The 25,886-nt window shown below is 54.9% G+C and carries 24 protein-coding genes; 15 read left to right on the forward strand and 9 right to left on the reverse strand.

Annotation, left to right across the window (positions count from 1 at the left end; translation table 11 throughout):
* Positions 1-23 precede the first annotated feature (23 nt).
* Together lsrK and ABRZ26_RS17300 are read left to right on the forward strand one after the other, a co-directional pair.
* Positions 24-1,616, forward strand: a complete 1,593-nt coding sequence (gene lsrK / locus ABRZ26_RS17295) for an autoinducer-2 kinase (RefSeq protein ID WP_319605399.1) — start codon at positions 24-26, stop codon at positions 1,614-1,616.
* A gap of 15 nt (positions 1,617-1,631) precedes the next feature.
* Positions 1,632-1,982: a cupin domain-containing protein gene (locus tag ABRZ26_RS17300; RefSeq protein WP_319605400.1), complete on the forward strand. Its 351-nt coding sequence runs from the start codon at positions 1,632-1,634 to the stop codon at positions 1,980-1,982.
* A gap of 152 nt (positions 1,983-2,134) precedes the next feature.
* Here ABRZ26_RS17300 and ABRZ26_RS17305 read toward each other — a convergent pair whose 3' ends face one another.
* On the reverse strand, positions 2,135-2,917 hold the full coding sequence (locus tag ABRZ26_RS17305; RefSeq protein WP_319605401.1) for a tyrosine-protein phosphatase: 783 nt from the start codon (positions 2,915-2,917) through the stop codon (positions 2,135-2,137).
* A 67-nt stretch (positions 2,918-2,984) separates the two neighbouring features.
* The gene (gene udp / locus ABRZ26_RS17310; protein WP_319605402.1) at positions 2,985-3,755 is read right to left on the reverse strand and encodes a uridine phosphorylase; all 771 of its coding nucleotides are present in this window, start codon (positions 3,753-3,755) and stop codon (positions 2,985-2,987) included.
* A 410-nt stretch (positions 3,756-4,165) separates the two neighbouring features.
* On the opposite strand from udp, the gene ABRZ26_RS17315 reads away from it, so the two are divergent.
* On the forward strand, positions 4,166-4,993 hold the full coding sequence (locus tag ABRZ26_RS17315) for a dienelactone hydrolase family protein (RefSeq protein ID WP_319605403.1): 828 nt from the start codon (positions 4,166-4,168) through the stop codon (positions 4,991-4,993).
* Positions 4,994-5,036: 43 nt separating this feature from the next.
* Here the strand turns inward: ABRZ26_RS17315 and metE are convergent, their stop codons facing one another.
* Positions 5,037-7,301: a 5-methyltetrahydropteroyltriglutamate--homocysteine S-methyltransferase gene (gene metE, locus ABRZ26_RS17320; protein WP_319605404.1), complete on the reverse strand. Its 2,265-nt coding sequence runs from the start codon at positions 7,299-7,301 to the stop codon at positions 5,037-5,039.
* Positions 7,302-7,404: 103 nt separating this feature from the next.
* Between metE and metR the strand changes: the two genes are divergently transcribed.
* Positions 7,405-8,340, forward strand: coding sequence for an HTH-type transcriptional regulator MetR (gene metR / locus ABRZ26_RS17325; RefSeq protein WP_319605405.1), 936 nt, complete (start codon positions 7,405-7,407; stop codon positions 8,338-8,340).
* On the opposite strand, the gene ABRZ26_RS17330 is transcribed toward metR, so the two are convergent.
* The 6 genes from ABRZ26_RS17330 to ABRZ26_RS17355 all read right to left on the reverse strand — a co-directional run bounded on the left by ABRZ26_RS17330 (position 8,246) and on the right by ABRZ26_RS17355 (position 13,283).
* Entirely contained in the window at positions 8,246-9,145 is a 900-nt protein-coding gene (locus ABRZ26_RS17330; RefSeq protein WP_319605406.1) for a carboxylate/amino acid/amine transporter, read from the reverse strand. The two genes, metR and ABRZ26_RS17330, sit on opposite strands and share 95 nt — an antisense overlap.
* Positions 9,146-9,344: 199 nt before the next feature.
* Positions 9,345-9,953 carry a lipid IV(A) palmitoyltransferase PagP gene (pagP, locus tag ABRZ26_RS17335; protein WP_319605407.1) on the reverse strand — a complete coding sequence of 203 codons (609 nt, stop codon included), beginning with the start codon at positions 9,951-9,953 and terminating at the stop codon, positions 9,345-9,347.
* Positions 9,954-10,299: 346 nt separating this feature from the next.
* Positions 10,300-11,121 carry a serine O-acetyltransferase gene (gene cysE / locus ABRZ26_RS17340; protein WP_319605408.1) on the reverse strand — a complete coding sequence of 274 codons (822 nt, stop codon included), beginning with the start codon at positions 11,119-11,121 and terminating at the stop codon, positions 10,300-10,302.
* 110 nt (positions 11,122-11,231) lie between these two features.
* Complete coding sequence (gpsA, locus tag ABRZ26_RS17345) at positions 11,232-12,248, reverse strand: NAD(P)H-dependent glycerol-3-phosphate dehydrogenase (protein WP_319605409.1); 1,017 nt, start codon at positions 12,246-12,248, stop codon at positions 11,232-11,234.
* Positions 12,248-12,718, reverse strand: coding sequence for a protein-export chaperone SecB (gene secB / locus ABRZ26_RS17350; protein ID WP_319605410.1), 471 nt, complete (start codon positions 12,716-12,718; stop codon positions 12,248-12,250). Before secB ends, gpsA begins: the two co-directional genes overlap by 1 nt.
* Before the next feature lie 133 nt (positions 12,719-12,851).
* Positions 12,852-13,283 carry a rhodanese-like domain-containing protein gene (locus tag ABRZ26_RS17355; RefSeq protein ID WP_319605411.1) on the reverse strand — a complete coding sequence of 144 codons (432 nt, stop codon included), beginning with the start codon at positions 13,281-13,283 and terminating at the stop codon, positions 12,852-12,854.
* 348 nt (positions 13,284-13,631) lie between these two features.
* Here ABRZ26_RS17355 and envC point away from each other — a divergent pair, with 348 nt between their 5' ends.
* The 11 genes from envC to waaO all read left to right on the forward strand — a co-directional run bounded on the left by envC (position 13,632) and on the right by waaO (position 25,796).
* Positions 13,632-14,933 carry a murein hydrolase activator EnvC gene (gene envC, locus ABRZ26_RS17360; protein WP_319605412.1) on the forward strand — a complete coding sequence of 434 codons (1,302 nt, stop codon included), beginning with the start codon at positions 13,632-13,634 and terminating at the stop codon, positions 14,931-14,933.
* A 2-nt stretch (positions 14,934-14,935) separates the two neighbouring features.
* The gene (locus tag ABRZ26_RS17365; RefSeq protein WP_413556309.1) at positions 14,936-15,901 is read left to right on the forward strand and encodes a divergent polysaccharide deacetylase family protein; all 966 of its coding nucleotides are present in this window, start codon (positions 14,936-14,938) and stop codon (positions 15,899-15,901) included.
* A gap of 155 nt (positions 15,902-16,056) precedes the next feature.
* Complete coding sequence (rfaD, locus tag ABRZ26_RS17370) at positions 16,057-16,989, forward strand: ADP-glyceromanno-heptose 6-epimerase (RefSeq protein ID WP_319605413.1); 933 nt, start codon at positions 16,057-16,059, stop codon at positions 16,987-16,989.
* A 71-nt stretch (positions 16,990-17,060) separates the two neighbouring features.
* Positions 17,061-18,113: an ADP-heptose--LPS heptosyltransferase RfaF gene (gene rfaF, locus ABRZ26_RS17375; RefSeq protein ID WP_319605414.1), complete on the forward strand. Its 1,053-nt coding sequence runs from the start codon at positions 17,061-17,063 to the stop codon at positions 18,111-18,113.
* The gene (gene rfaC, locus ABRZ26_RS17380) at positions 18,110-19,093 is read left to right on the forward strand and encodes a lipopolysaccharide heptosyltransferase RfaC (RefSeq protein WP_319605415.1); all 984 of its coding nucleotides are present in this window, start codon (positions 18,110-18,112) and stop codon (positions 19,091-19,093) included. The genes rfaF and rfaC overlap by 4 nt, the downstream gene beginning before the upstream one ends.
* 29 nt (positions 19,094-19,122) lie before the next feature.
* Positions 19,123-20,376, forward strand: coding sequence for an O-antigen ligase family protein (locus ABRZ26_RS17385; protein ID WP_319605416.1), 1,254 nt, complete (start codon positions 19,123-19,125; stop codon positions 20,374-20,376).
* A 243-nt stretch (positions 20,377-20,619) separates the two neighbouring features.
* A complete protein-coding gene (rfaQ, locus tag ABRZ26_RS17390) occupies positions 20,620-21,702 on the forward strand; it encodes a lipopolysaccharide core heptosyltransferase RfaQ (protein ID WP_319605417.1) in 1,083 nt (360 codons plus the stop codon).
* Positions 21,699-22,820 (forward strand): glycosyltransferase family 4 protein, encoded by a 1,122-nt coding sequence (locus ABRZ26_RS17395; protein WP_319605418.1) that lies wholly within the window; start codon positions 21,699-21,701, stop codon positions 22,818-22,820. The genes rfaQ and ABRZ26_RS17395 overlap by 4 nt, the downstream gene beginning before the upstream one ends.
* Positions 22,821-22,829: 9 nt before the next feature.
* A complete protein-coding gene (gene rfaP / locus ABRZ26_RS17400; RefSeq protein ID WP_319605419.1) occupies positions 22,830-23,627 on the forward strand; it encodes a lipopolysaccharide core heptose(I) kinase RfaP in 798 nt (265 codons plus the stop codon).
* Between the two features lie 22 nt (positions 23,628-23,649).
* The gene (gene waaB / locus ABRZ26_RS17405; protein ID WP_319605420.1) at positions 23,650-24,732 is read left to right on the forward strand and encodes a lipopolysaccharide 1,6-galactosyltransferase; all 1,083 of its coding nucleotides are present in this window, start codon (positions 23,650-23,652) and stop codon (positions 24,730-24,732) included.
* A gap of 47 nt (positions 24,733-24,779) precedes the next feature.
* Positions 24,780-25,796 carry a lipopolysaccharide 3-alpha-galactosyltransferase gene (gene waaO, locus ABRZ26_RS17410; protein WP_413556310.1) on the forward strand — a complete coding sequence of 339 codons (1,017 nt, stop codon included), beginning with the start codon at positions 24,780-24,782 and terminating at the stop codon, positions 25,794-25,796.
* The last annotated feature ends 90 nt before the right edge of the window (positions 25,797-25,886 follow it).

Genomic DNA, 25,886 nt, shown 5'->3' on the forward strand with positions numbered 1-25,886 from the left:
CATAATTAGCCGAGGGTAATCATATGGCTCGACTCTGTACCTCCTCTTCATCAGGGAACTACCTGATGGCTCTCGATGCCGGCACTGGCAGCGTGAGAGCAGTTATTTTTGATCTGGAAGGGAATCAAGTCTCCGTGGGACAGGCTGAATGGCAACATTTAGCCGTTCCTGATGTACCGGGCTCAATGGAATTCGATCTTGTCAAAAACTGGCTGCTAACCTGTCAGTGCATACGTCAGGCATTACAGTCCGCCGCCATCCCGCCTGACGCGATTGCGGCAATTTCCACCTGTTCAATGCGTGAAGGGATCGTGCTCTATGACAGCGATGGGTTGCCGATCTGGGCATGTGCGAATGTCGATGCCAGAGCGTCACGCGAGGTAAACGAGCTAAAAGAACTGTACGACAATACATTTGAAAACGAAATTTACCGTTGTACGGGGCAGACGCTGGCGCTCAGCGCAATGCCGCGGTTGCTCTGGCTTGCCCATCATCGTCCCGATATCTATCGTCGGGCGGCGACGATCACCATGATTAGCGACTGGATGGCCTGTATGCTGAGCGGAGAACTGGCCGTTGATCCATCCAATGCCGGCACCACGGGTTTGCTGGATCTGGTGACTCGTGACTGGAAAGCGGGCCTGCTGGAAATGGCGGGGCTACGTTCCGACATTCTCTCTCCGGTTAAGGAGACGGGGTCGGTTCTGGGTAAAGTAACGGCCGGAGCGGCGGAACAGTGCGGGCTTGCCGCCGGGACGACGGTGGTGGTCGGCGGCGGGGACGTTCAACTCGGATGCCTGGGGCTAGGCGTAGTTAGACCGGCGCAGACGGCGGTACTTGGCGGCACGTTCTGGCAACAGGTAGTGAATTTACCCGCCCCCGTCACCGATCCGAATATGAACGTACGCATCAATCCGCATGTAATCCCTGGGATGGTGCAGACAGAATCCATCAGTTTCTTTACCGGACTGACCATGCGCTGGTTCAGGGATGCGTTTTGCGCGGAAGAAAAACTGATCGCGGAACGCATGGGAATCGATGCTTACACGTTGCTCGAGAATATAGCCAGCCGTGTTCCGCCAGGCGCATACGGCGTAATGCCGATCTTTTCCGACGTCATGCGATTCAAGTCCTGGTATCACGCCGCCCCTTCTTTCATCAATCTCTCAATCGACCCTGATAAATGCAACAAAGCAACGCTATTCCGGGCGCTGGAAGAGAATGCCGCCATTGTTTCCGCCTGCAACCTACAGCAAATCGCCGAGTTTTCGAATGTCACGCCCACCTCCCTTGTCTTTGCCGGCGGAGGGGCAAAAGGGAAATTGTGGAGCCAAATTCTGGCTGATGTGACCGGACTGCCGGTGCATATCCCGGTGGTAAAGGAAGCCACCGCGCTTGGATGCGCCATTGCAGCAGGCGTTGGCGCGGGAATTTACGACTCGCTGGCCGAAACGGGGGAACGCCTGGTGCGCTGGGACAGAATGCATCAGCCCGACCCTGCCAACAGCGATATTTACCTGCTGGCGCGCCAGAAATGGTTGGCGGTTTATAAGGAGCAACGGGGGCTGGTCGATCACGGCCTCACCACTTCTCTCTGGAAAGCGCCAGGGCTTTGAAAGGAAGGACGGAATATGATTAAGACAACGGAAACAGCACATGACTATCGTTTTGGTGACAACGGACCAAAATATCTGATTCGGGGTCCGTTCTGCGATATGGGCGTTGTGGTTCTGCAACCAGGACAGTCATTCAGGAATCACCGGCATAAACAGGCCTGTGAAGTGTTCTATACGCTATCCGGGGAAGTCTGTTTGTTTCTTGAAGGCCAAATGCACATTTTGCGCGAAGGGGATGTGCTCCAGTGCGATCCGGGAGAAGCGCATTTTCTGATCAATCATGGAACACAGCCATGGAAGGGCGTTTTTGTAAAATCACCTCATCTGGCAAGCGATAGCCATCCCGCAGAACCAGAAGCCTATTAAAACACGCCCCTAAACCGATATGGCTATCGGGGCGTGTGGCAGAAATCCTGGGGATATTATCGCTTACAACCCGGTAAGGTCGGCGCTAAAGCGAACGGAGATGATTTTAATATCCCTCTTTTTACGCATAGGATTAGCGCCAAGGGCCGGCATCAAGCCAGATACTTGTCCTGTAGGCGGCGGCGGGCGCGCTCGTCCAGCCCGTACTCGTTTTCCAGCCAGCCATCGACCGAACCATAGCGTTCATTAATCGCCCGCAATGCCGTCGCGATGAACTCCTCCTGTACCGACAGCACGTAGGAGAACTGCGTCAGCGCCTTCTCATTGAGCGTGGTTGACAGACGGGTCAGCAACTGCTGGCGAAACGGCGTCAGCGTGGTTTCGGTCAACAGGTAATCTTCAATCACCGTTTGCTCGTCCGCGCCCAGGGCGAACATCACCAGAGCCGACCCCATCCCGGTACGATCTTTACCCACGGCGCAGTGCTGCACCAGCGCGCCGTCGTCGTCCTGAAGCAGAAGCGATACCAATTGGCGATAGGCGGAATTATCGAACGGCAACAGGCTATAGAGCTTCAGCATAAATGCGCGCGAATCAAAAGCCGCCAGCACCTCGGAGCCGAGCGAATCCAGATTCGCCGTGACTTCATGGCGCAGCGGGTTCGCCGGGAAAGCGTGATAGTGGGCGCCGGGCCACAGAATATCGGGCTTTAGCGCGATTTCATCATCATCCCGGTAGTCAACCACCTGTGAAACCGGCACCCCGGCCAGACGTTGGCAGTCCGCCGGACTTAACCGATCCAGCGAACCGGAGCGGAACAATTTTCCGTGACGAATAAGGCGTCCGTCCGCCGCGCGGTTCCCGCCCAGATCGCGGAAGTTAATCCCGCCATCCAGCGGAACCAGTGAAGGATGGAGTAACGTAGGTTCGGTCATACATCTCCTTGCGATTGTCATCGATAAAGAGCCGGCCTGAAATACGCCCATCAGACCGATGTAAAGCCTATGCGCCGGCCAGCAGCCGTCGCGTAGCGTCCAGCAGTACCTTAACGACCGTCGTTTCCGCCTGTTTCATGGTTTCGACATCGGGAATTTCCTGCTGGGTGCGATTGACGATAACCCCGGCTATCATCCCGGCGCGCAGCCCCTGGCTGGCGCACATGGTCAACAAGGTGGCCGACTCCATTTCATAATTCAGTACGCCCATGCTTTGCCACTCTGCCATGGAACCCTGAAAACGGCGTACCACACGGCCGGAAAACGTATCATAGCGCTCTTGTCCGGGATAAAACGTATCGGATGACGCGGTCACGCCGATATGAAGCGCCGCATCCGCCGCCTTCGCCGCCTCGACCAGCGCGGTGGTACAGGCAAAATCGGCTACCGCCGGGAACTCCATCGGCGCAAAGTGCAGACTCGCGCCGTCGAGGCGCACCGCCGCCGTGGTGACCAGCACATCGCCCACATTGATGTCCGGCTGAATCGCGCCGGTCGTACCTACCCGCAGAAAAGTGCGAATACCCAGTTGGGCCAACTCTTCTACCGCTATCGACGTTGACGGCCCGCCGATACCGGTGGAACAGACGATAACCGCCTTGCCGTCCAATTCGGCGCGCCAGGAGGTAAATTCACGATGCGACGCCAGATGCGCCGGATTCTCCATCAGTCGGGCTATTTTTTCGACACGCGCCGGATCGCCGGGTACAATCGCCAGCGTCGCACCCTGTAAATCCGGCTTCGTCAGGCCGAGATGGAATACATCAGATGTAGACATACATGCCTCCCAGGCAATGAGTTGAGTAATCAGAGAAAGAAAAAAACACCGGGCACATTTTTAAACGTTGTATAACAGCGGCCTCAGGAAGATGACGGGCGAAAATAGTCCACCATCGCCAAGACTCTATCGTATTGCCATGGCTATTTTTGTGACCATAATCACCAATAAAAAAGAAATAAAGGCCAGTAATACATTAAATATGTGACACATATCACCAATTAAAGAGCTTCAGCGCCGCATCCGCCAATCGATAGCCTCAATGACCAAAACATTCGCGCCGTCCTTCATTCCTCTCCTGACGGTTATTCAGCCTGTTTATTGTAGATTCTTCAATCGTTGATACTCTTTGTCATAGACGCGAAACCTGACATCACTATGAATTGAACGCACCCAAAGGGGAAAACGCCATGAATACCGATGAGCAAACCGTTCTCAGACAGATGCCGCGGGAATTGACTTCGGCGGTCAGCGCGCAGACGTCTTCAACCATCAATACGGATACTGCCGGGATCATCGCCAGTGAAACGACGGTCCCGTCGCAAGGGGAGCTGTTGCCGGCCTATTTCGCCAAGCCCGCCGCGCAAAACGAACCCTTTCCCGTGGTATTGGTGGTGCAGGAAATTTTCGGCGTTCACCACTATATCCAGGATCTGTGCCGCAGACTGGCTAAGCAAGGCTATTTGGCCATCGCGCCCGAACTCTATTTCCGTCAGGGCGATCCCCATCAATATCAGGATATTCAGCGAATTCTCAGCGAACTGGTCGGCAACGTGCCGGATGCGCAGGTGTTATCGGATCTGGACCATACGGCGAACTGGGCCATCAAACACGGCGGGGATGCCAATAAACTCGCCATTACCGGCTTCTGCTGGGGGGGACGAATCAGCTGGCTGTATGCCGCCCATAATCCGCAGTTGAAAGCCGCGGTCGCCTGGTACGGAAAATTCACCGCGCCCAAGACGATAAATACCCCCACGCACCCGCTTGACGTCGCCACATCGCTCAACGCGCCGGTACTCGGATTGTACGGCGCCCGGGACGACAGTATTCCGCCGGAGCAGATAGATAAAATGCGCCAGGCGCTGCGGGCCGGCAATGCCAACGCGGAGATCATCGTCTACCCGGATGCGGGACATGCTTTCCATGCCGATTATCGCCCCAGTTATCATGCCGAATCGGCTCAGGACGGCTGGCAGCGGATGCTGGCGTGGTTTAAGAAATACGGGATAGGCTGAGTTTAGGTCAGGGAGGCTTTCGCCTCCCTGTGCGCTTCGATACTTACTGCGCTTCGCGCAGACGGCGCGCCGCCTGAACCAGATTGGCCAGCGCCTGACGGGTTTCCGGCCAGCCGCGGGTTTTCAGACCGCAGTCCGGGTTAACCCACAGACGTTGCGCCGGGATACGCTGCGCCGCTTTCTTCAGCAGCGCTTCGATCCACTCCACGCTCGGGACGTTCGGCGAGTGGATATCATAGACGCCCGGGCCGATTTCGTTCGGATACTCAAACTCTTCAAACGACTCCAGCAGTTCCATATCGGAACGCGAGGTTTCGATGGTGATCACATCGGCGTCCAGCGCGGCGATGGAATCCATAATGTCGTTGAACTCGCAGTAACACATATGGGTGTGGATCTGCGTATCGTCTTGCGCCACGGCCGCGTTCAGACGAAACGCCTCTACCGCCCAGGCCAGATAGGCATCCCAGTCGGAGCGATGCAGCGGCAGGCCTTCACGCAGAGCGGGCTCATCGATCTGGATGATGCCGATACCGGCTTTTTCCAAATCGGCCACTTCGTCGCGCAGCGCCAGCGCAATCTGCTTGGCGATGGTTTCACGCGTTACGTCTTCGCGCGGGAACGACCAGCACAGAATGGTGACCGGGCCGGTCAGCATCCCTTTCATCGGCTTGTCGGTCAGGGATTGCGCATATTTCGCCCACTCAACGGTAATGGCCTGCGGGCGGCTGATGTCGCCGATAATCACCGGCGGCTTGACGCAGCGGGAACCATAGCTCTGCACCCAGCCATTCTGGGTAAAGACGAAACCGTCCAGATGCTCGCCGAAGTATTCCACCATATCGTTACGCTCGGCTTCGCCATGCACCAGCACGTCCAGCCCCAGACGTTCCTGCTCGATCACCGCTTGCTTAATGTGCTCGGCGATACCGGTACGATAGTTGTTGCCGTCCAGACGCCCTTGCTTGAAGTCCAGCCGCAGGCCGCGAATTTCCGTGGTTTGCGGGAACGAACCGATAGTGGTGGTCGGCCATGCCGGCAGCTTGAAGCGCGCGCGCTGAGCCGCCGCGCGCTGCGGGTAAGGGCTCTGACGCTGACTATCCTGCGCAGTGATGGCCGCCAGACGCTGAGCCACCGCCGGGTTGTTGACGCGGGAGGACGTACGACGGGCGCGAATCGGCGCGCTGTACGCCTCCAGCGCCCGACCATCGCCGCTGTTCAGCGCCTGGGAGAGCAGAGACAGCTCCGCGCATTTCTGAATGGCGAAGGCAAACCAGCTTTTCACCTCATCGTCCAGCCGCGTTTCGACGCTTAAATCGATCGGGCTGTGCAGCAGCGAGCAGGAGCTTCCCAGCCACAGATTTCGTTTGCCCGCCAGCGGTTGCAGACGTTCAAACCACTGGCTCAGGTCGGCGCGCCAGACGTTGCGCCCGTTAATCACCCCCAGCGACAGCAGCCAGTCCGCCGGCAATTGCGCATGCAGCGCGGCCGCGTCGTCTTTACCGTGAACCAAATCAACGTGCAGCCCCTGTACCGGCAGCGCTTTGATGGTGTCCAGGTTCTGGCCGATGCTATCGAAATAGGTGGTCAGCAACACATTCACCCGCCCTTGCAGCGCATCGTACGCCGGCTTGAACGCGGCCAGCCATTCCGGCGGCAGTTCCAGCGCCAGCGCCGGCTCATCAATCTGTACCCATTCAATGCCGCGTTTAGCCAATTCAGCCAATACCTGCTGATAAACCGGTAAAATAGCCGGCAACAGCGACAGGCGATCGAACGACTCGCCTTTGACCTTACCCAGCCACAGGTAGGTAACCGGCCCCAGCAGCACCGGCTTCACCTTGTGGCCCAGCGCCAGCGCTTCGTCTACTTCGTCCAGCAGTTGCGTCCAGGTCAGTTTGAACTGCTGGCCTTTGACAAATTCCGGCACCATGTAATGGTAGTTAGTGTTGAACCATTTGGTCATCTCGGCGGCGGCGGCAGGCTCGCCGGTCGGCGCGCGGCCGCGGCCGATGCGAAACAGCGTGTCCAGATCGACCGTGCCGTCGGCATTCTGATGGCGGGCCGGCACGTTCCCCAGCAGCAGGCTGGTGGTCAGCACATGATCGTACCAGGCGAAATCCCCCACCGGCAGCAGATCGACGCCCGCATCCTTTTGTTGCTGCCAGTGACGCGCCCGAAGATCGCGTCCAACGGCCAGCAACGCTTCCTGCGTCGCATTACCAGCCCAATAACTTTCCTGCGCTTTTTTCAGTTCGCGCCGCAGTCCAACTCGTGGAAAACCCAGCGTGTGATTTAAAATCGTCATCGTTAACCCTTATTTAGCCGTCCAGATGTTTACACATCCATAATCCGCAGGTAGTGTATTCGGCACAAGCGCAATTTATTCACTATCACTGTGAAGGACTCTCATGATCGAACTCAAACACCTGCGAACGTTGCAAGCGCTGCGTAATACGGGATCGTTAGCCGCCGCCGCCGCCGCGCTGCATCAGACCCAATCGGCGTTGTCGCACCAGTTCAGCGATCTGGAACAGCGTCTCGGGTTCAGGTTATTTGTGCGTAAAAGTCAGCCGCTGCGTTTTACGCCGCAGGGAGAGATCCTGTTGCAACTGGCGGAGCAGGTCTTGCCGCAAATCCAGCAGGCATTGCAGGCATGCAATGAACCGCACCAGGCGACGCTGCGTCTGGCGATTGAGTGCCATAGCTGTATTCAGTGGCTGACGCCGGCGCTGGACGAGTTCCACCAAAACTGGCCGCAGGTGGTGATGGACTTTAAATCCGGCGTCACCTTTGATCCGCAGCCCGCTTTGCAGCAGGGCGAGCTGGATCTGGTGATGACATCCGATATCCTGCCGCGCAGCGGATTGCACTATTCGCCGCTGTTTGATTTTGAAGTCAGGCTGGTGCTGGCGCCTGAACATCCGCTGGTCGCAAAAGCGGTCATTGAACCGGAGGATTTAACTGAGGAGACGTTGATGATTTACCCGGTGCAGCGCCAGCGGCTGGATATCTGGCGTCATTTTCTGCAACCCGCCGGCATCAGCCCGACGCTGAAAAACGTCGATAACACGCTGTTGCTGATCCAGATGGTCAGCGCCCGCATGGGGATCGCCGCTCTGCCGCACTGGGTGGTGGAAAGTTTCGAACGTCAGGGGCTGATTGTGACAAAAACGCTGGGAGACGGGTTGTGGAGCCGGTTGTACGCCGCCGTGCGGGACGGAGAGCAGCGTCAACCGGTAATCGACGCGTTTATTCGTTCGGCGCGTCGGCACGCTTGCGAGCATCTGCCGTTTGTACGGGACGCTTCACGACCCAGTGCCGGTGTACCCACAGTGAGGACATAATGATCATCGCGCCGATGATGAAACTCGGCCAATGCACTTTTTCCTGCCAGATGGCCAGATTAACCAGCAGCCCGGCAGGAACGTGGAAATTATTCATGATGCCCAGCGTTCCGGCATCAACCTGAGTCGCGCCGTAGTTCCACATAAAATAACCCAGCCCCGACGCGACGACGCCCAGCCAGACCAGAACGCCCCATTGCAACGAGGTGGTAGGTAGTTTCTCGGCGTTGCCGAACAGCAGCCACGCGACCACCGCAACCGCCAGCGCCCCCAGATAGAACCACGAAAAGGCGGTATGCTGCGGCATCGGATGCACTTCCATCAGGCGCTTGTAGCCGACCTGGCCGATGGCGAAGAAAATATTGGCGGCCTGCACCAGCACCAGCCCCCACAGAAAATGCGTGCTGACCTCGTCGTAGCGGATCACCGCCGCGCCCAGCACCGCCAGCAGCGCGCTGAACATATAGCCCCAGCGCAGGCGCTCGCCTCGCAGCAGATCGTAAATCAACGTGACATACAGCGGCGTCATCACCGTGAAGAGTAAAAATTCAGGCACCGTAAGGTAGAGATAGGCCTGGAAAACGAACAGATACATGATCCCCAACTGACAGGCGCCCACCAGCAGATAGAGTAAAATCACCCGCGGCGCATAGCCCCGCCAGCGTAAAAACGGCAGGAAGACCAATGCCGCCAGCCCGACGCGCATCAATACGGAAAACCAGCTATCGACATGGCCCGCCAGATATTCGCCAATCAGGCTGAATGAAAAAGCCCACAAGATCGTGGTGATGATAAGTAATGGCACAGCAATATCCACCGCTCAGAAAAAAGAAGCGCTATTGTAACGGAGGATAGCGAATAAATTTCAACCAATATGGTTGACATGAGAATAAATAACAATCAATCGATAGACCTTTGCCGCACAGCCTAAAGTCGATTGCGGAAGGCAAGCCCCTTTCGACGCCACGAAAAGGGGCTGAATATCCGGACACGCTAATCTCTGATTAAATTTGCCATCTAAACCAGGCGAAAAAAACGTTGCCGTTATTATAAGTACCGGGAATATAGGTCGCCTGGAAAGAGAGCTTCTGGTAACTGATGGATGCCAGCGGCAACAATACCGGGATCGGAATATAGTTCCAGTTGTCGCGCATGGTAACGCCGGCGGTAAATCCCAGGCCCAGTTGGAAATCCTGATCGCGGGTTGGACGCCAGCGCTTCTCAAAGCCATAGCCGCCAATCGGTTCCCACTTGTTATGCGAATCCTTGAACGCCATCAGGTATAGCGAATGCCAGTCGCCGTCTTCATCCAGACGGGAGACGCCGTAACCCGCGCCCCACGGGCGTTCATTATATTCATCGGTCTTTTCTTTATCGTACGTCCAGCGGTTATGCCAGGTAATCGCGGGAATGTAGATGTCATGGTTCGGTGATTCCGACCAGGTTTTCGACAGATTGTTTTTGCTTCTTTGCCACCAGCTTTCGTCATGCCCGGCGGCGCTGTCCTTATTCACCACGCTGCCGGCGCTCGCCGCGTCAGTTGCATGAGCCAGAATCGGCATGGCGGACGACGCCATCAAACACAGGATGATTATCACTCGCTTTAAATACATTATTGGACTCTCTGCAACTTTAATATCACTATCCGAATACCCGTCATTATTTCCATTACCGACGCGTTAACCCTATTGCCGCGCCCTGAAATATTCAGGGGATAATAAAATATATAGTTCAACTCATGCTGTTTTCACAGATGGCGCCCCGCGAAAACAGGCGCGCCATTATGCCGGAATAAACGGCAATGGCAGCCAAATAGGGGAAAGGGGGAAAGGGTTTCAGACTGTTCCTACTGGTAAAACATCTTGGCGACGGCGCCGTCATCGCTCGCCGCCTTATTTCGTATATTCACCGCGCACATGAGAATATCAGCCGTTTTGATTGATGCGCCGCCCGGCGAGATTAAATGCCGTCGCCATACTCAAAGCCGCGGTTCGCGCCGTTGAAATACTGATCCATATCCATCGACGGTTTGTCCGTTTCCGGCCGGCCGACTATCCGCGCGGGAACGCCGGCGGCAGTGGTATGAGGCGGAACCGGCTGCAATACTACCGAGCCCGCGCCGATTTTCGCGCCGCGTCCGACCTCGATATTCCCCAGGATCTTGGCGCCCGCGCCGATCATCACGCCTTCACGGATTTTCGGGTGACGATCGCCGCTGGTTTTCCCCGTACCGCCAAGGGTGACGGATTGCAGGATAGAGACGTCATTCTCCACCACCGCGGTTTCACCGATCACGATGCCTGTGGCGTGATCGAGCATAATGCCATAGCCAATCGTCGCCGCCGGATGGATATCAACGCCAAAAGAGACTGAAATCTGATTCTGGAAATAGACCGCCAGCGCCCGACGGTCCTGCGACCATAGCCAGTGACCGATGCGATAGGCCTGCAACGCATGAAAACCTTTCAGGTAAAGCAACGGCGTTGAATATTTATCCACCGCGGGATCGCGCAGGCACACCGCCTGGATATCGCGCGCGGCGGCGACAATCATTTGCGCGTCGGCATGGTACGCCTCTTCGGCCACTTCACGAATCGCGATGGCCGGCATGATCGGACTCGCCAGTTTATTAGCCAGCATATAGCTCAGCGCGCTGCCCAGGTTCTCGTGTTTCAGCAATGTGGCATGAAAAAAACTGGCCAGCATAGGTTCGCTATCGGCCAAGCTACGCGCTTCCGCCTTAATGTTGTTCCAGACCAGTTCCAGTTCTTCTGTCGACATTGCCTTACTCTCCGAAATGCCACATCAGGCAGACATAGCCCCGATGTCTATTACTCACAAAAACATCCGGGCCGTCTTTATTAAGAAAGCCCTAAAAAATCATCATGTTATTAATTGGTGCTTTCGTCTTTACGGGTACGCCCCAGCAAACTTAGCGCTGCTTCCCGGGCGTCTTTTCCACAGTATAAAACTTGCCAAAGCTGTTCGGTGATCGGCATTTCAACAGCGTAGCGCTGCGCCAACGCCAGCACCTCTTTCGTATTGCGATAGCCTTCGACAACCTGACCGATTTTATCCTGCGCAGCCTGAACATCCATCCCCTGCCCCAGCATCATACCGAAACGCCGGTTACGGGATTGGTTATCCGTACAGGTCAGCACCAGATCGCCCAATCCGGCCATCCCCATAAAGGTGGAGGGATCCGCGCCCAGCGCCACGCCCAGCCGGGTCATCTCGGCCAGTCCACGGGTAATCAACGCCGTACGGGCGTTAGCGCCAAAGCCGATGCCGTCGGACATGCCGGCGCCGATCGCGATGACGTTTTTAACCGCGCCCCCCAGTTGTACGCCGATAAAATCCGGATTGCTGTACACGCGAAAACTTTTGCCGCAATGCAGCAAACGTTGCAGGTCGTCAGCGAATTCGCTATCGGTCGCCGCCAGCGCAATCGCCGTCGGCAGACCGGCGGCCAGCTCTTTGGCGAAGGTCGGGCCGGAAACGACCGCCAGCGGAATTTGTTCGCCCAACGCTTCACGCGCCACATCCTGCAACAAGCGTCCGGTTTCCGCTTCCAGTCCCTTCGTCGCCCACACCAGCCGCGCATCCGCGCGCAGATGGGGTTTAATCTGACGCAGGACGTCCCCGAACACATGGCTGGGCACCACGACCAGCACATTACGGCTGGCTGCCAATGCCTGCGCCAAATCAGCTTCCAGCCGCAGCGTATCCGGAAAGGGAACGTCGGGAAGAAACGCCTGGTTACAGCGGGCGGCCTGCAAAGCATGAATATGGTCGGGATCGTGTCCCCAGAGCACGACCTGATGGCCATTACGCGCCAGCGTAATGGCTAATGCGGTGCCGTAGGAACCGGCGCCGATGACGGTCATTGAGGCGTCAGACGCGTTCATCAGGCATCCTGGCTCGGCGCGGCGCCTTCGCCTTCCGCCTGCTGTTGCAGGTAGTTCATAAACAGCGCGTCAAAGTTAACCGGCGCCAGGTTCAACTGCGGGAAAGTACCGCGGGAAACCAGGCTGGTAATGCACTCGCGCGCATAAGGGAACAGAATGTTCGGGCAATATGCGCCCAGGCAATGCGCCAGCTGCGTGCCTTCAATGCCGCCGACGGTGAAAATCCCGCCCTGCTGAACTTCACACAGAAATGCCGTTTCTTCACCCAGAGAAGCCGTTACCGTAACGCGCAGAACCACTTCATAAATATCTTCCGCCAGTTGGCTGGATGCCGTATCCAGATCCAGTTTCACTTCCGGCTGCCAGTCTTTCTGGAATACCTGAGGCGCGTTCGGCGCTTCAAAAGAGATATCCTTGGTATAGATACGTTGGATTTGGAAAGACATTTCGGCGTTGTTTTGTTCAGACATGTTAAATAATACCTTTTGTTGGATTTCTTTGACGCCTTCCGTCGTCGGCGAAGGCAGGCATCAGTCGATTACGTAATCTTGGCCTGGCGTTGCAGCCAGTCCGCACTGCGAAATTTGTTATATCGCGAACCGTTTATTTACCGCGCACCAGGGGCAGGTTTTCACCGCTCCAGCCAGCCAGGCCGTCCTTCAGCACCATTACGCGTTCAAAACCCGCTTTCAGCAGCTCGTTCGCCGCATCGCGAGAGGTCAATCCGTTGGCGCACACCACGATCACCGGCTGCGTTTTATGCTTTTCCAACTCGCCTACGCTGCCGCTTTTAATATCATTGGGCAACAGGTTAAACGCATTGGCGATATGACCACGACGATAGTCGTCACGATTTCGGATATCGACAATCACCGCATCTTCTTTATTGATCAGTTGGATCGCTTCGCCGCGAACCACTTCCTTCACTTTAGAAAGTTTACTCTTCACCGTAAGCACGATCACAACAACGAACAGGGCAACCCAGGCCACACTCAATATAGGGTGCTTGCTAATGAATGGCATAATCTCTTGCATGGGGTATAACGACTCCCGAATCAGTTAAGCGATAAAATATAAGGTTCCTGAGTATACCTGCGCGATACGGCAATTACAGCCCGTAAGCCAACATCGCGTACTGAATCTGCGGCGCGATACATAATTTCCAGGAGAAATGCCCGACATTGCGCCGGCAACGGCCCGTCCGGCGACGCCGGGCCGCTAAAAATCACTCGCCGGACGCGTAATTCAATCATTCTATGCGCATAGGTTCCCATTTATCCATCCCCTGCCGCGGATTCCATGCCATGCTTGTCACGAATGGAAATAGAAATCCAGAATTAGACGACTGGTAAGCCGCTGTTCATCGTGGAATAATCCTTTGCTATGAGTAAAAAAGCGTTATCTGTACAGTTGAGAACCGCCTGTCGCGCCACGGCTCAATTTCCGTCGTTACAGCAGCGGTTCGCCCGGAGCGCCTGCGCGTTTTGCGTCGGCGTTTTGCTGTTGTCCGATATCAGCCTGGCCGCTGATAATCAGCAGCAGCTCAAAAATCTGCAACAGGATATCGCGGCAAAAGAAAAAAGCGTTCAGCAGCAGCGGCAGCAACGCGGCGCGCTGCTCCAGCAATTGAAAAAACAGGAACAGTCGATTGCCCAATCGAGTCGCCAGCTGCGCGAAACACGCAATACGCTGTCCGCCTTAAACAAAGAGTTGAGCGAACTCGGCGCCTCCATCGCCAGATTGCAGTCACAGCAAAAAAAACAACAAGATATGCTGTCGCGCCAGCTTGACGCCGCCTTCCGGCAGGGACAGCACAGCGCGCTGCAACTGATCCTGAGCGGCGAAGAGAGCCAGCGCAGCGAACGTATTCTCGCCTATTTCGGTTATCTGAACGAAGCGCGTCAGAAATCCATCAATGAGTTACAGCAAACGCGAACCGAGCTGGCCAGCCAGAAACAGTTGCTGGAACAAAAGCAAAATCAGCAAAAAACCCTGTTGAGCGACCAACAACAGCAGCAGCAAACGCTGGAACAGGCGCAGTCCGAGCGCAGGAAAACGCTGACGACGCTGGAAAGCTCGCTGGAAAAAGACCAGCGTTTGCTCACTGAACTGCGGCAGAATGAAACCCGGCTGCGCGATCAAATCGCACGGGCGGAGCGGGAAGCCAAGGCAAGGGCGGAACGAGAAGCGCGGGAAGCGGCCAAAGTGCGGGCCAAAGAGCAGCAGGCCAAACGCAGCGGCGGCAGCTATAAACCGACGGCAAGCGAGCAATCGCTGATGGCGCGCACCGGTGGTTTGGGCCGCCCCGCCGCAAGAGCTTTCTGGCCGGTGCGCGGCCGTATCGAACATCGTTTCGGCGAATCGCTGCAAGGCGAATTACGCTGGAAAGGTATGGTGATCGCCGCGCCGGAAGGCACCGAAGTGAAGGCGATCGCCGACGGCACCGTTTTGATGGCCGACTGGCTGCAAGGCTACGGCCTGGTGGTGGTGGTGCAGCACGGTAAAGGCGATATGAGCTTATACGGCTATAACCAGAGCGCGCTGGTTTCCGTCGGCGCTCAGGTCAAAGCGGGCGAGCCGATTGCGCTGGTAGGGACCAGCGGAGGACAAAGCCAGCCCGCGCTCTATTTTGAAATTCGTCGCCAGGGGCAGGCGGTAAACCCACAACCTTGGTTGGGAAGATAGTCTTGTACCAGTTAAAATCAAAAATACTATTGCTTTTCAGCCTGTTGTCGTTATCTCCGTTCATCATGGCCGGTAAACTTTCCATTGTGATTGACGACTTCGGCTATCGCCCTCATAACGAGAATCAGGTTTTAAACATGCCCACCGCCATTTCGGTCGCGGTTTTGCCGAATGCGCCCTATGCCAGAGAAATGGCGACCAAGGCGCATAATCAAGGCCGTGAAGTGCTGATCCACCTGCCGATGGCGCCGCTCAGCAAACAGCCCCTGGAGCGCGACACCCTGCATCCTGACATGAGCAGCGAAGAGATTGCGCGTATCATTCGCCAGTCGGTCAACAATGTGCCTTACGCCGTCGGGATGAATAATCATATGGGCAGCGCGATGACCTCCAGCCTGCCGGGCATGCAAAAAGTGATGCAGTCGCTGAGCGCCTATCACCTCTATTTTCTCGACAGCATGACCATCGGCAGCAGTCAGGCCAGCCGCGCGGCCGCCGGAACCGGCGTCAAGGTCATTAAGCGCAAAGTATTCCTGGATGACTCGAAAAATGAGGCCGATATCCGCCAGCAGTTTAACCGGGCGGTGCAGATTGCGCGGCGCAGCGGCTCCGCCATCGCCATCGGCCACCCGCATCCGTCGACCATTAAGGTTTTGCAGCAGATGCTGCCCACGCTGGCGCCTGACATCGTTTTAGTTCGCCCCAGCCAGTTGCTGAATGAACCGATGCCGCACGACGAGCCTTTATCCGCGCCAGTTACGCCGAAAGCGCCAAAAACCCGGCCGACGGCCGACGGCGGCAAACCATTCATTGGGATAAAACAGTGCAGGGTGAAACATCCGCCTGAAGCCGTGAAAAACGGGGCGATGCTCCAACTGTTCGGCGATGCCGTTCACGACAACGCGGCCGTCGTGTTTGTAAAACGTCGCTGGCAAACCTGGTTCGGATCCGCGGAAAAATCACATTAAACGCTAAACCGTTGCGCTATTTTTCTTTCTCCGCTCGCAGAAATCCCGGATAAACGCACGCCGGGCTGCTTGCGATAAAATGAAATGCTATTATAGCGTTCATAAACAGCGTGAGGCGCGGTGCCTCACCGGCAAGATTAACAAGGGTAGATCCCATGATTATCGTTACTGGCGGTGCCGGTTTCATCGGCAGCAATATCGTAAAAGCGCTCAATGACATTGGCTATCGGGATATTCTGGTTGTCGATAACCTGAAAGACGGGACGAAATTCGTCAATCTGGCGGATTTGGATATCACCGATTACATGGATAAAGAGGATTTCATCGCCAATATCATCGCCGGCGACAATCTGGACGATATCGACGCCGTGTTCCATGAAGGCGCCTGCTCGTCGACCACCGAGTGGGACGGCAAGTACATGATGGAAAACAACTATCAGTATTCCAAAGAGCTGCTGCACTACTGCCTCGATCGCAATATCCCGTTCCTGTACGCCTCTTCCGCCGCAACCTATGGCGGTCGCGACAATAACTTCATTGAAGATCGCCAATATGAGCAACCGCTGAACGTCTACGGCTACTCCAAGTTCCTGTTCGACCAATACGTACGCGAAATTCTGCCGCAGGCCGAATCGCAAATTTGCGGCTTCCGCTATTTCAACGTGTACGGTCCGCGCGAAGGACATAAAGGGAGCATGGCCAGCGTCGCCTTCCACCTGAACAAACAGATTAATCAGGGTGAAAATCCGAAGCTGTTCACCGGCAGCGAAAACTTCAAACGGGACTTTATCTACGTCGGCGATGTCGCCGCCGTCAACCTGTGGTTCTGGCAAAAAGGCGTGTCCGGCATTTTCAACTGCGGCACCGGCCGGGCTGAATCTTTCCAGGCGGTTGCCGATGCCACGCTGGCGTTCCATCAACAAGGCAGCGTGGAATATATTGAATTCCCGGATAAGCTGAAAGGCCGTTACCAGGCGTACACCCAGGCAGACCTGACCAAACTGCGCGCGGCTGGTTACGACAAACCGTTTAAAACCGTTGCCGAAGGCGTCGCTGAATATATGGCCTGGCTGAACCGCTCCGCTTAATCCGGGATCGTTACGCCCCATAGGCAGGCATGCGCCATTAAGGAACTGATAAACGGTATGAAAGCAAAAGCATGAGAATCCTGGTTATCGGCCCTTCCTGGGTCGGCGATATGATGATGTCGCACAGCCTGTATCGCACGCTGAAGGCGGAACATCCGCAAGCGATCATCGACGTGATGGCGCCGGCCTGGTGCCGCCCTCTTCTCGCGCGCATGCCCGAGGTCAATCAGGCGCTGGCGATGCCGTTGGGCCACGGCGCACTGGCGCTGGGAGAACGTCGTCGCCTCGGTATTTCTCTGCGGGCCGCCCATTACGACCGCGCCTATGTATTACCCAATTCATTTAAATCGGCGCTGGTGCCCTTTTTCGCCGGCATCCCGCAGCGGACCGGCTGGCGTGGGGAAATGCGCTATGGGCTGCTGACGGATGTCCGCGTGCTGGATAAAGCCGCCTTTCCGCTGATGGTGCAGCGCTATGTCGCGCTGGCCTACGAACGCGACCGTATTCATAGCGCGCAGGATCTTCCTCAGCCGGTATTGTGGCCCCGGCTACAGGTCGGCGACGAGGAAATCGCGCCGACGGCGGCGACCTTCAAACTGAAGGGGCCGCGCCCGGTTATCGGTTTTTGCCCCGGCGCGGAATTTGGCCCCGCCAAACGTTGGCCGCATTATCACTACGCCGCGCTGGCGCAAATGCTGATTGAACGGGGTTATCAAGTCGCCTTGTTTGGATCCGCCAACGACCGGCCGGCAGGCGATGATATTCGCTCGGCATTGCCGGAAAACGCCCGGCCGCACTGCCTCAACCTTGCCGGCCAAACGTCGCTGGAACAGGCGGTGGTGCTGATTGCCGCCTGTCACGCGGTCGTGAGCAACGACTCGGGGCTAATGCACGTCGCCGCCGCGCTCGATCGTCCGCTGATCGCGCTCTACGGCCCCAGCAGTCCTGACTTTACGCCGCCGTTGTCGCATCGGGCGGAAGTTATTCGCTTAATTACCGGTTATCAGCGGGTGCGTAAAGGCGATGCAGAACAGGGCTACCATCAAAGTCTCATCGATATTCAGCCGGAACAGGTTCTCACCGCGCTGGAAAAATACCTGACCGCGCCGGGAGAAGGCGCATGAGGGTGCTGATCGTCAAAACATCCTCAATGGGCGATGTTCTTCATACGTTACCCGCCCTGACCGACGCCATGCAGGCATTGCCCGGCATCCAGTTTGACTGGGTGGTGGAAGAAGGGTTCGCACAGATCCCCAGTTGGCACCCTGCGGTGTCCCGCGTGCTCCCGGTGGCTCTCCGTCGCTGGAGAAAAAGCTGGTTCAGCGCCGAAACACGCCGGGAACGCGCGCGCTTCAGGCAACAACTGCGTGAATACCGGTATGACGCGGTGATCGATGCGCAGGGGTTGATTAAAAGCGCCGCGCTGGTTACGCGCCTCGCGCGCGGCAAAAAACACGGACTGGATTACAAAAGCGCCCGCGAACCACTCGCCAGCTGGTTCTATAACTATCGTCATTACGTCAGTCGTCGGCTGCATGCGGTTGAACGTGTACGCGAGCTTTTCGCCGCCAGCCTGCACTATAAAAAACCGGCCGAGAAAGGCGACTATGCCATCGCCCCGCGCTTTCTTTCTCGCTTGCCGGCCGACGCCAATCAATATTTAGTGTTTCTTCATGCCACCACCCGCGATGAAAAACACTGGCCGGAGGCGCACTGGCGGGAACTGATCGCCTTGCTGCAACCCAGCGGCTTAAGGATTAAGCTGCCCTGGGGCGCCGAACATGAACATCAGCGCGCGCTGCGTCTGGCACAAGGGTTTCATCACGTCGAGGTTTTACCTCGCCTTGCATTGCAACAAGTCGCGGAAGTGTTGGCCGGCGCGAAAGCGGTGGTTTCCGTCGATACCGGGTTAAGCCACTTAACCGCCGCGCTGGATCGTCCCAACATCACGCTGTATGGCCCGACAGATCCGGGGTTGATCGGCGGATATGGATTGAATCAGGTGGCGGAACTGTCTGAAAATCGGCACATGGCGGCCATTACCGCCGGGGAAATCCGGCAAAAACTGGATCAAATGATAGACTTAACCCCATCAGGCGAGTAATCCCACTCCCGACTTTTGAATAAAAATACATGCTTAATTATTTAAGATATGGGCTGGTAAAAACACCAGACCTGAGTTCCGCGCTGGCGCTAAAAGCCCTTTTTCCCGGTTGTTTATTGACGTTATGTATTATGCCGTTCAGCACCGTTATCGCCGGATGGTTTTTCTATTTAACCGGTTCATTTGCCGTTTTTTATGTGATGACCCATCTGAAAACGGTGCTTGCGGCCAAACGCCTGCTGATTACGCCGCTGTGCCTGCTGATTATCGGCATCATCAATCTCATTTGGTTTTATCACTACTCTCGCCAGGATAGTTTATTTTTTTACGTCTACGACGCCCACTTGTCTGCCGCCCATGCCTGTATTTTGGGGGCGTTCATTATGCTTGCCGCGTTGAACAATATTCAGGAGCGGCGAAAATATCACCTGCCCTGCATACTGGCGATCTGTCTGCTTACGGTAGGCTATGCGTTTTATCAATCCGTATTTGATGATATGCACCGTATCAGGCTGATGTTCGGTCAGGCGACCAGCGCCGCTTATTTCCTGACCTTTATCGGCGCGCTGAGCGCGCAGGTGCTGCTCAAACTCAACTCACGCTATAAATATTATCTCTATCTGGCGCACTTCTTACTCGTCACCGTTGCGATCATTTTGACAGAGACGCGGGCGGCCATTTTTGTCTATCCGATTGTCGGCGTCATGATCCTGTTATCAGAGGTTCGGCACGATAAACCGCTGCTCATCAAAGCCTTTGTCGGCTCCGTCATGACTATTCTGCTGTGTTCGCTGCTGTTTCACGACACCATCCAGAAACGCGCCGACGACCTGCGCAACGACATACGCAACTACAGCATGAATAACAGCAAGACCTCGGTCGGCGCGCGCATTGCCATGTATCAATCGGGGATTGAAGCGGGAGAAGAGGCGTTGTTCGGGCAATCCGCCGAGCAGCGTTCCGCGCACATTACCGCCCTGGCCGCGCAAAAGCCCGGTTTAAGCGGCGCGGTGGAATACCTGAATGTTCACCTGCATAACGAAGCGATCGAGGCGTTTTCCCTTAAAGGATTGCCTGGCGTCGCGATGTTAACCCTCTTTTATGCGTCCCTGATCTACTTTTCCCTGTTTGTTCTCAGAAGCCACCTGCTGGCGGCCATTGTCTTTGCGCTGATCATGTACGGTTTGAGCGATGTTATTTTGTACTCACGGGATATGTTAATCGCCTGGCTGCTGACCTTTTGCCTCGCCGCCACATTGACCGGCACGTTACTGAAACGATAACCGGGTACAACGGCGGAAATCAGCGCCTGCCAGCGACGTCCCCGCCGCTGGCAAGATGGCGGATATAATCTTAATTATCACTGTGAGAGCATAGCGGCTTTTAGTACCATAGCGGCATAAAACGGCGCGGCAGTCGCGTGCGCGCCCTATTGGTGATAATCCGGAGCATGACCCGCAGTCTATTGGTAGCTGTTGAGCCAGGGGCGGTAGCGTTCCGTTATTTAAGGAAAGTAAGGAAAGCGAGTGAGTGAAAAAGCCCTTCCCTGTCATCGGATTCTGGTTGTGAAACTGCGCTTTCACGGCGATATGCTGCTTACCACGCCGCTTATCAGCACATTGAAAGCCCATTATCCCGCTGCCAAGATCGATGTGCTGCTGTACGAAGACACTCGCCCCATACTGTCGAAAAATCCGGATATTCATCATCTCTACGGCTTAAAAAGAAAAACGGCGAGTCTGCCGGAAAAAATAAAAGAATTCATTGCAATACGAAAAACGCTTAAGCGCAATCATTACGATCTGATCGTCAATCTGGCCGACCAATGGCCCGTCGCGCTGTTAATCAAATCGCTGGCAAGCCGCAGCATCGCCCTAGACCGCGGCGATAGCCTGAAAGGGAAATGGTGGCGTTCACTGTTCAGCGAATGCGTGCGCCCGCAGGGCGAGCATATTATCGAGCAAAATCGCTCGATGCTTGCGCCGTTGGGTTTGCCTGCGGCACAGCGGAAAGAACGCATGACCCTTGCTTACGGCGCTGAAGAGGCGGCACGCATTTTCGCCGCGCATCCGCACCTGCTGGATCAGCCCTACGTGGTGATTCAACCGACGGCCAGACAGTTATTCAAATGCTGGGATAACGATAAGTTCGCCCAGGTTATTGATCATCTGAAACAAAAGGGATGGGAAGTCGTGCTGACCTGCGGCCCGTCGTCGGACGATCTCGATATGGTCCGCGATATTCACGCACAATGCGGACATAAGCCGGATATCTCCCTCGCCGGCAAAACCAGCTTTCCGGAACTGGCCGCATTGATCGACAAAGCGGTGCTGTATATCGGCGTGGATTCGGCGCCGATGCATATGGCGGCGGCGTTAAACACCCCCGCCGTATGCCTGTTTGGTCCTACCGACCATAAAAAATGGCGGCCCTGGTCGGATAACAGCATCGTCATTTGGGCGGGAGATTATCAGGCCATGCCGGAGCGGCGGCATCTCGACCGAAGCCATAAGTACCTCTCCTGCATTCCCGCTCAGGACGTGATTCAGGCGGCGGAAAGCCTGTTTGCCGACCACATCTCGCCAGCGGGAAATAAGGAATCGCCATGAATATCGCCATCTGCCTGTACAAATATTTTCCTTTTGGCGGGCTACAGCGTGACTTTTACAGTATTGCCCAGGCCTGCGTCGCCCAGGGGCATCACGTCCGCGTCTATGTTTTGTCATGGCAAGGCGAAAAACCGGATAACCTGGAGATTATTCTGGTACCCGTATCCGGCATCAGCAACCATACCCGCAACCGCCGCTATGCCGAGTGGGTGCGGCGCCATTTGCAGCAACATCCGGTCGATCGCGTGCTGGGCTTTAATAAAATGCCGGGACTGGATTTCTATTATGCGGCCGACGTGTGCTATGCGGAAAAGGTGGCGCAGGAAAAGGGCTGGCTCTACCGCCTGACGCCGCGCTACCGCCATTACGCCGCATTTGAGCAAGCGGTATTCGATCGCGCCGGCCACACCAAAATGCTGATGCTGACCCAGCGCCAGATTGCGGATTTTAAAAAGCATTACGCCACGCAGGATGAACGCTTCTTTATTCTGCCGCCGGGCATCGCTCTCGACCGCAAATACGATCGCCGGGCGCCCGACGCCCGCCAGACATTCCGCCGCGCGCAAGGCATCGACGAAAACGCCGTCGTCCTGCTTCAGGTCGGTTCCGATTTCAAACGCAAAGGCGTGGAGCGCAGCATCCGGGCCATCGCCAGTTTGCCGGAGGAACTCCGCCGGCGCGTGGTGTTCCTGGTTGTCGGGCAGGATAAACCTGAGCGCTACCAGTCGCTGGCCGCCCAGTCCGGCATTGGTGACAATGTTCGTTTTTTCTCCGGGCGCGATGATATCGCCGACTTTATGGCCGCCGCCGACCTGCTGATGCATCCGGCTTATCAGGAAGCCGCCGGCATCGTACTGCTGGAAGCGCTCACCGCCGGATTACCGGTGATGGTTACCGAGGTGTGCGGCTATGCTTTCTATATCGACAAGGCGCAGGCGGGGCGCGTCATCCCCTCGCCCTACCGTCAGGACGCCCTGAACGACGCCTTGCGGGACGCGCTGAGCCAGCCGGACAGCTTACGGAACTGGGCGCATAATGCCCGCCATTTCGCCGATAGCGAAGATTTATACAGTTTGCCGCAGAAAGCAGCCATGCTGATTTCAGGCGACGATGAGTAAATGAGCCGTATGATTGAATTAAAACCCCCTTTCGCTTCTTTATGGAAAGATAAAGATCCCTTTAAAGAAGTCGACAAACTCGACGGCGAGATATTTCGGGCGCTTGAAAGCCGACGAACCTTGCGTTTCACCCTGGACGGCCAGTCGTATTTCATCAAAATACATCGCGGCACCACGCTGAAAGAAGCGCTTAAAAACCTGGTTTCGCTCAGGCTGCCGGTACTGGGCGCCGACCGCGAGTGGCATGCCATCCACCGTCTGGCCGAGGCGGGCGTGGATACCATGCGCGGCGTGGGCTTTGGTCAGCGTGGGTTAAACCCATTGCGCCGCCACTCTTTTATTATCACGGAAGATCTTAACCCGGCGATCAGCCTGGAGGATTACTGCGCCGAGTGGCCGCGCCGCCGACCGCTGTTACGGGAGAAAAGGTCGATTATCCGCCGGGTGGCGGAAATGGTGCGCAAAATGCACGCCGCCGGCGTCAATCATCGCGATTGCTATATCTGCCACTTTTTACTCCACCTGCCCTATACGCCGGGCAGCGACGAGCTGAAAATATCGGTGATTGATTTACATCGTTCTCAGATAAGGGCAACAGTCCCTACCCGCTGGCGTAATAAAGACCTTATTGGTTTATATTTTTCATCGCTGGATATCGGCTTGACGAAATCGGATATCTTTTATTTCATGAAAATTTATTTTAATCAGCCGTTGCGCATGATAGTAACAGATGAAAAAAACCTGCTCAGTGAAGCTGAAATTAAGGCTGATAAAATCAAACGCAGAACCGAGCGCAAATCACTCTAATCCACGGCAAGATTGAATCAATATGAATATACTTTTCGTTGGCGAAGCCGTATCCGGGTTTGGCGGCATTGAAACGGTAATACAAAAGGTAACCCGCTTTCTCACCGACGATCCTGAAACCAGGAACAGCTATACGCTCTATTTCCTTTGCCGTGACGACAGAATGGACAAAAACTGGCTTGCAGGTAAAAACGCCGTTTATTCCCGTTCAGGCATCAAGATTTCCTTTATCAGACGACTCAGGCATACCTGCGCGCTCGGACGTTATATTGCAAAAAACCATCCTGATGTTGTGATTTCGTTTGATGCGCCATCCTGTCTGATTGCCTCCAGAGCGATAAAAGCCAGCAAAAGAGATATTCGGCTGATTTCATGGATCCACTATTCTCTCGATCATAAAAAGCACGCCGAACGCGTGCTGACGGCCGATTATCATCTGGCTATCAGCTCGGGTATTCAACAGCAATTGGTCGCCCGCGGCGTGCCGGCGGATAACATCTTTACAATATTCAATCCGGTAACGCCGACGGAGAAAATCATTCCCCGCCCAGGCCCAACCCAGCCGGCCTCGTTTTTATATGTCGGCAGAATAAAATTCACCGGCCAGAAGCGGCTTAAAGACTTACTGGATACGCTCGCCAAACTTGATGGCGACTGGATATTTCATGCCGTGGGCGATGGTTCGGATATGAAAATCTGCCAGGATTACGCACAGACGTTGGGCATCGGTCAGCGCATCCACTGGCATGGCTGGCAGGCGAATCCGTGGGAATACGTTCAGGACAAAATAAAGCACGTCAGCGCATTCGTGATGACCTCGGCATTTGAAGGTCTGCCAATGACCTTACTTGAGGCGATGTCTCACGGCGTCTACTGCATCAGTTCCGATTGTCCTTCAGGACCGGGAGATATCATCAAAAACGACATCAATGGAAAGTTATATCCTCCCGGAGAAACCGCGGTCCTGACCTCTATTTTGCAAGGCATCGTTAACCAGGTCGCATTGCCGCCTGCCGATATCATCAAAGATTCGATAAGCCGTTTTTATGATGAAAAATATTATCAGGAAATTAAAGAGACGATTCGGTTTATATCGAACCGCTAATCGACTTCACCTGCCGCATCACGAAAAACGTTATTGCTGAGATTATTATGTATTTCAATAAAAACGATGTTATTACCGAAACCATCGAATTTTCATTTAGCGCCGAACCGGAAAGCAAGCCGGCGTTAAATATTTCTTTCGGCACGGATAAAAACTTCCTGTTTGGCTGCGCCATTTCCATCGCATCCATTTTAATGAATAACCCTTCTCAGCAGTTGGCTTTTCATGTTTTTACCGATACGCTGGAAAACGATGAACGAGAAAAATTCCGTGAACTGGCGCAACAATATAACACAACGATCACATTCTATATCGTGAATTGCGGTTGGCTTAAACAGTTGCCCAGCACCAAGAATTGGTCCTATGCGATCTATTTCCGTTTTATTATCACCGACTATTTCAGCAATACGCTGGATAAGATCGTTTATCTGGACTCCGACATCACCTGCAATGGTTCGCTACAGGAATTAATTGATTTAGATATCAGTCACCATATCATTGCGGCGGTTGCTGAAGGCTCGCATAATTGGTGGGCCAAATGCGCACAAAGACTGGCGACGCCGACAATTGAAAAAGGCTATTTTAATTCCGGCTTCTTACTGATCAACTTAAAGAAATGGCATGAGTTCAACGTCACACAAAAAACGATGAGCCTGTTAACGGATAACAAGACCAAAGGAAAAATATCCTATCCCGATCAGGATATTCTTAATATTTTATTGCCGGGTCATATTCTTTTTCTTGATAAGAAATACAATACGCAATTTAGTATTAATTATGAGCTTAAATGTAAGCCCGGCCAGACCTACCCTCATCCGATCAACGACAGTACGGTGTTTATCCACTATATCGGCCCAACCAAGCCCTGGCATGCATGGGCGGATTATCCCAGCACCCGTTTTTTCCAGCAGGCGAAACAGCACTCGCCCTGGAAAGATATGCCATTACAAGAGCCTCAGGATGCGAATCAGCTAAGATATTGCGCTAAGCATATGTTTCATCGGAAAAAAAGAATTTCTGCTATTTATTTTTATTGGTGTTACTTTTTAAAAAAAATAAAATAATACCTTCTACCATTTTCAACTCTTTAAGATCTAGCATAGACTTTAAATCTCAATAAATTTATCAGACTAATAGTAAAACCGATCACTCTC

Origin of the sequence: Brenneria sp. L4-2C, from assembly GCF_040240335.1 — a bacterium.
Classification (GTDB): Bacteria; Pseudomonadota; Gammaproteobacteria; order Enterobacterales; family Enterobacteriaceae; genus Brenneria.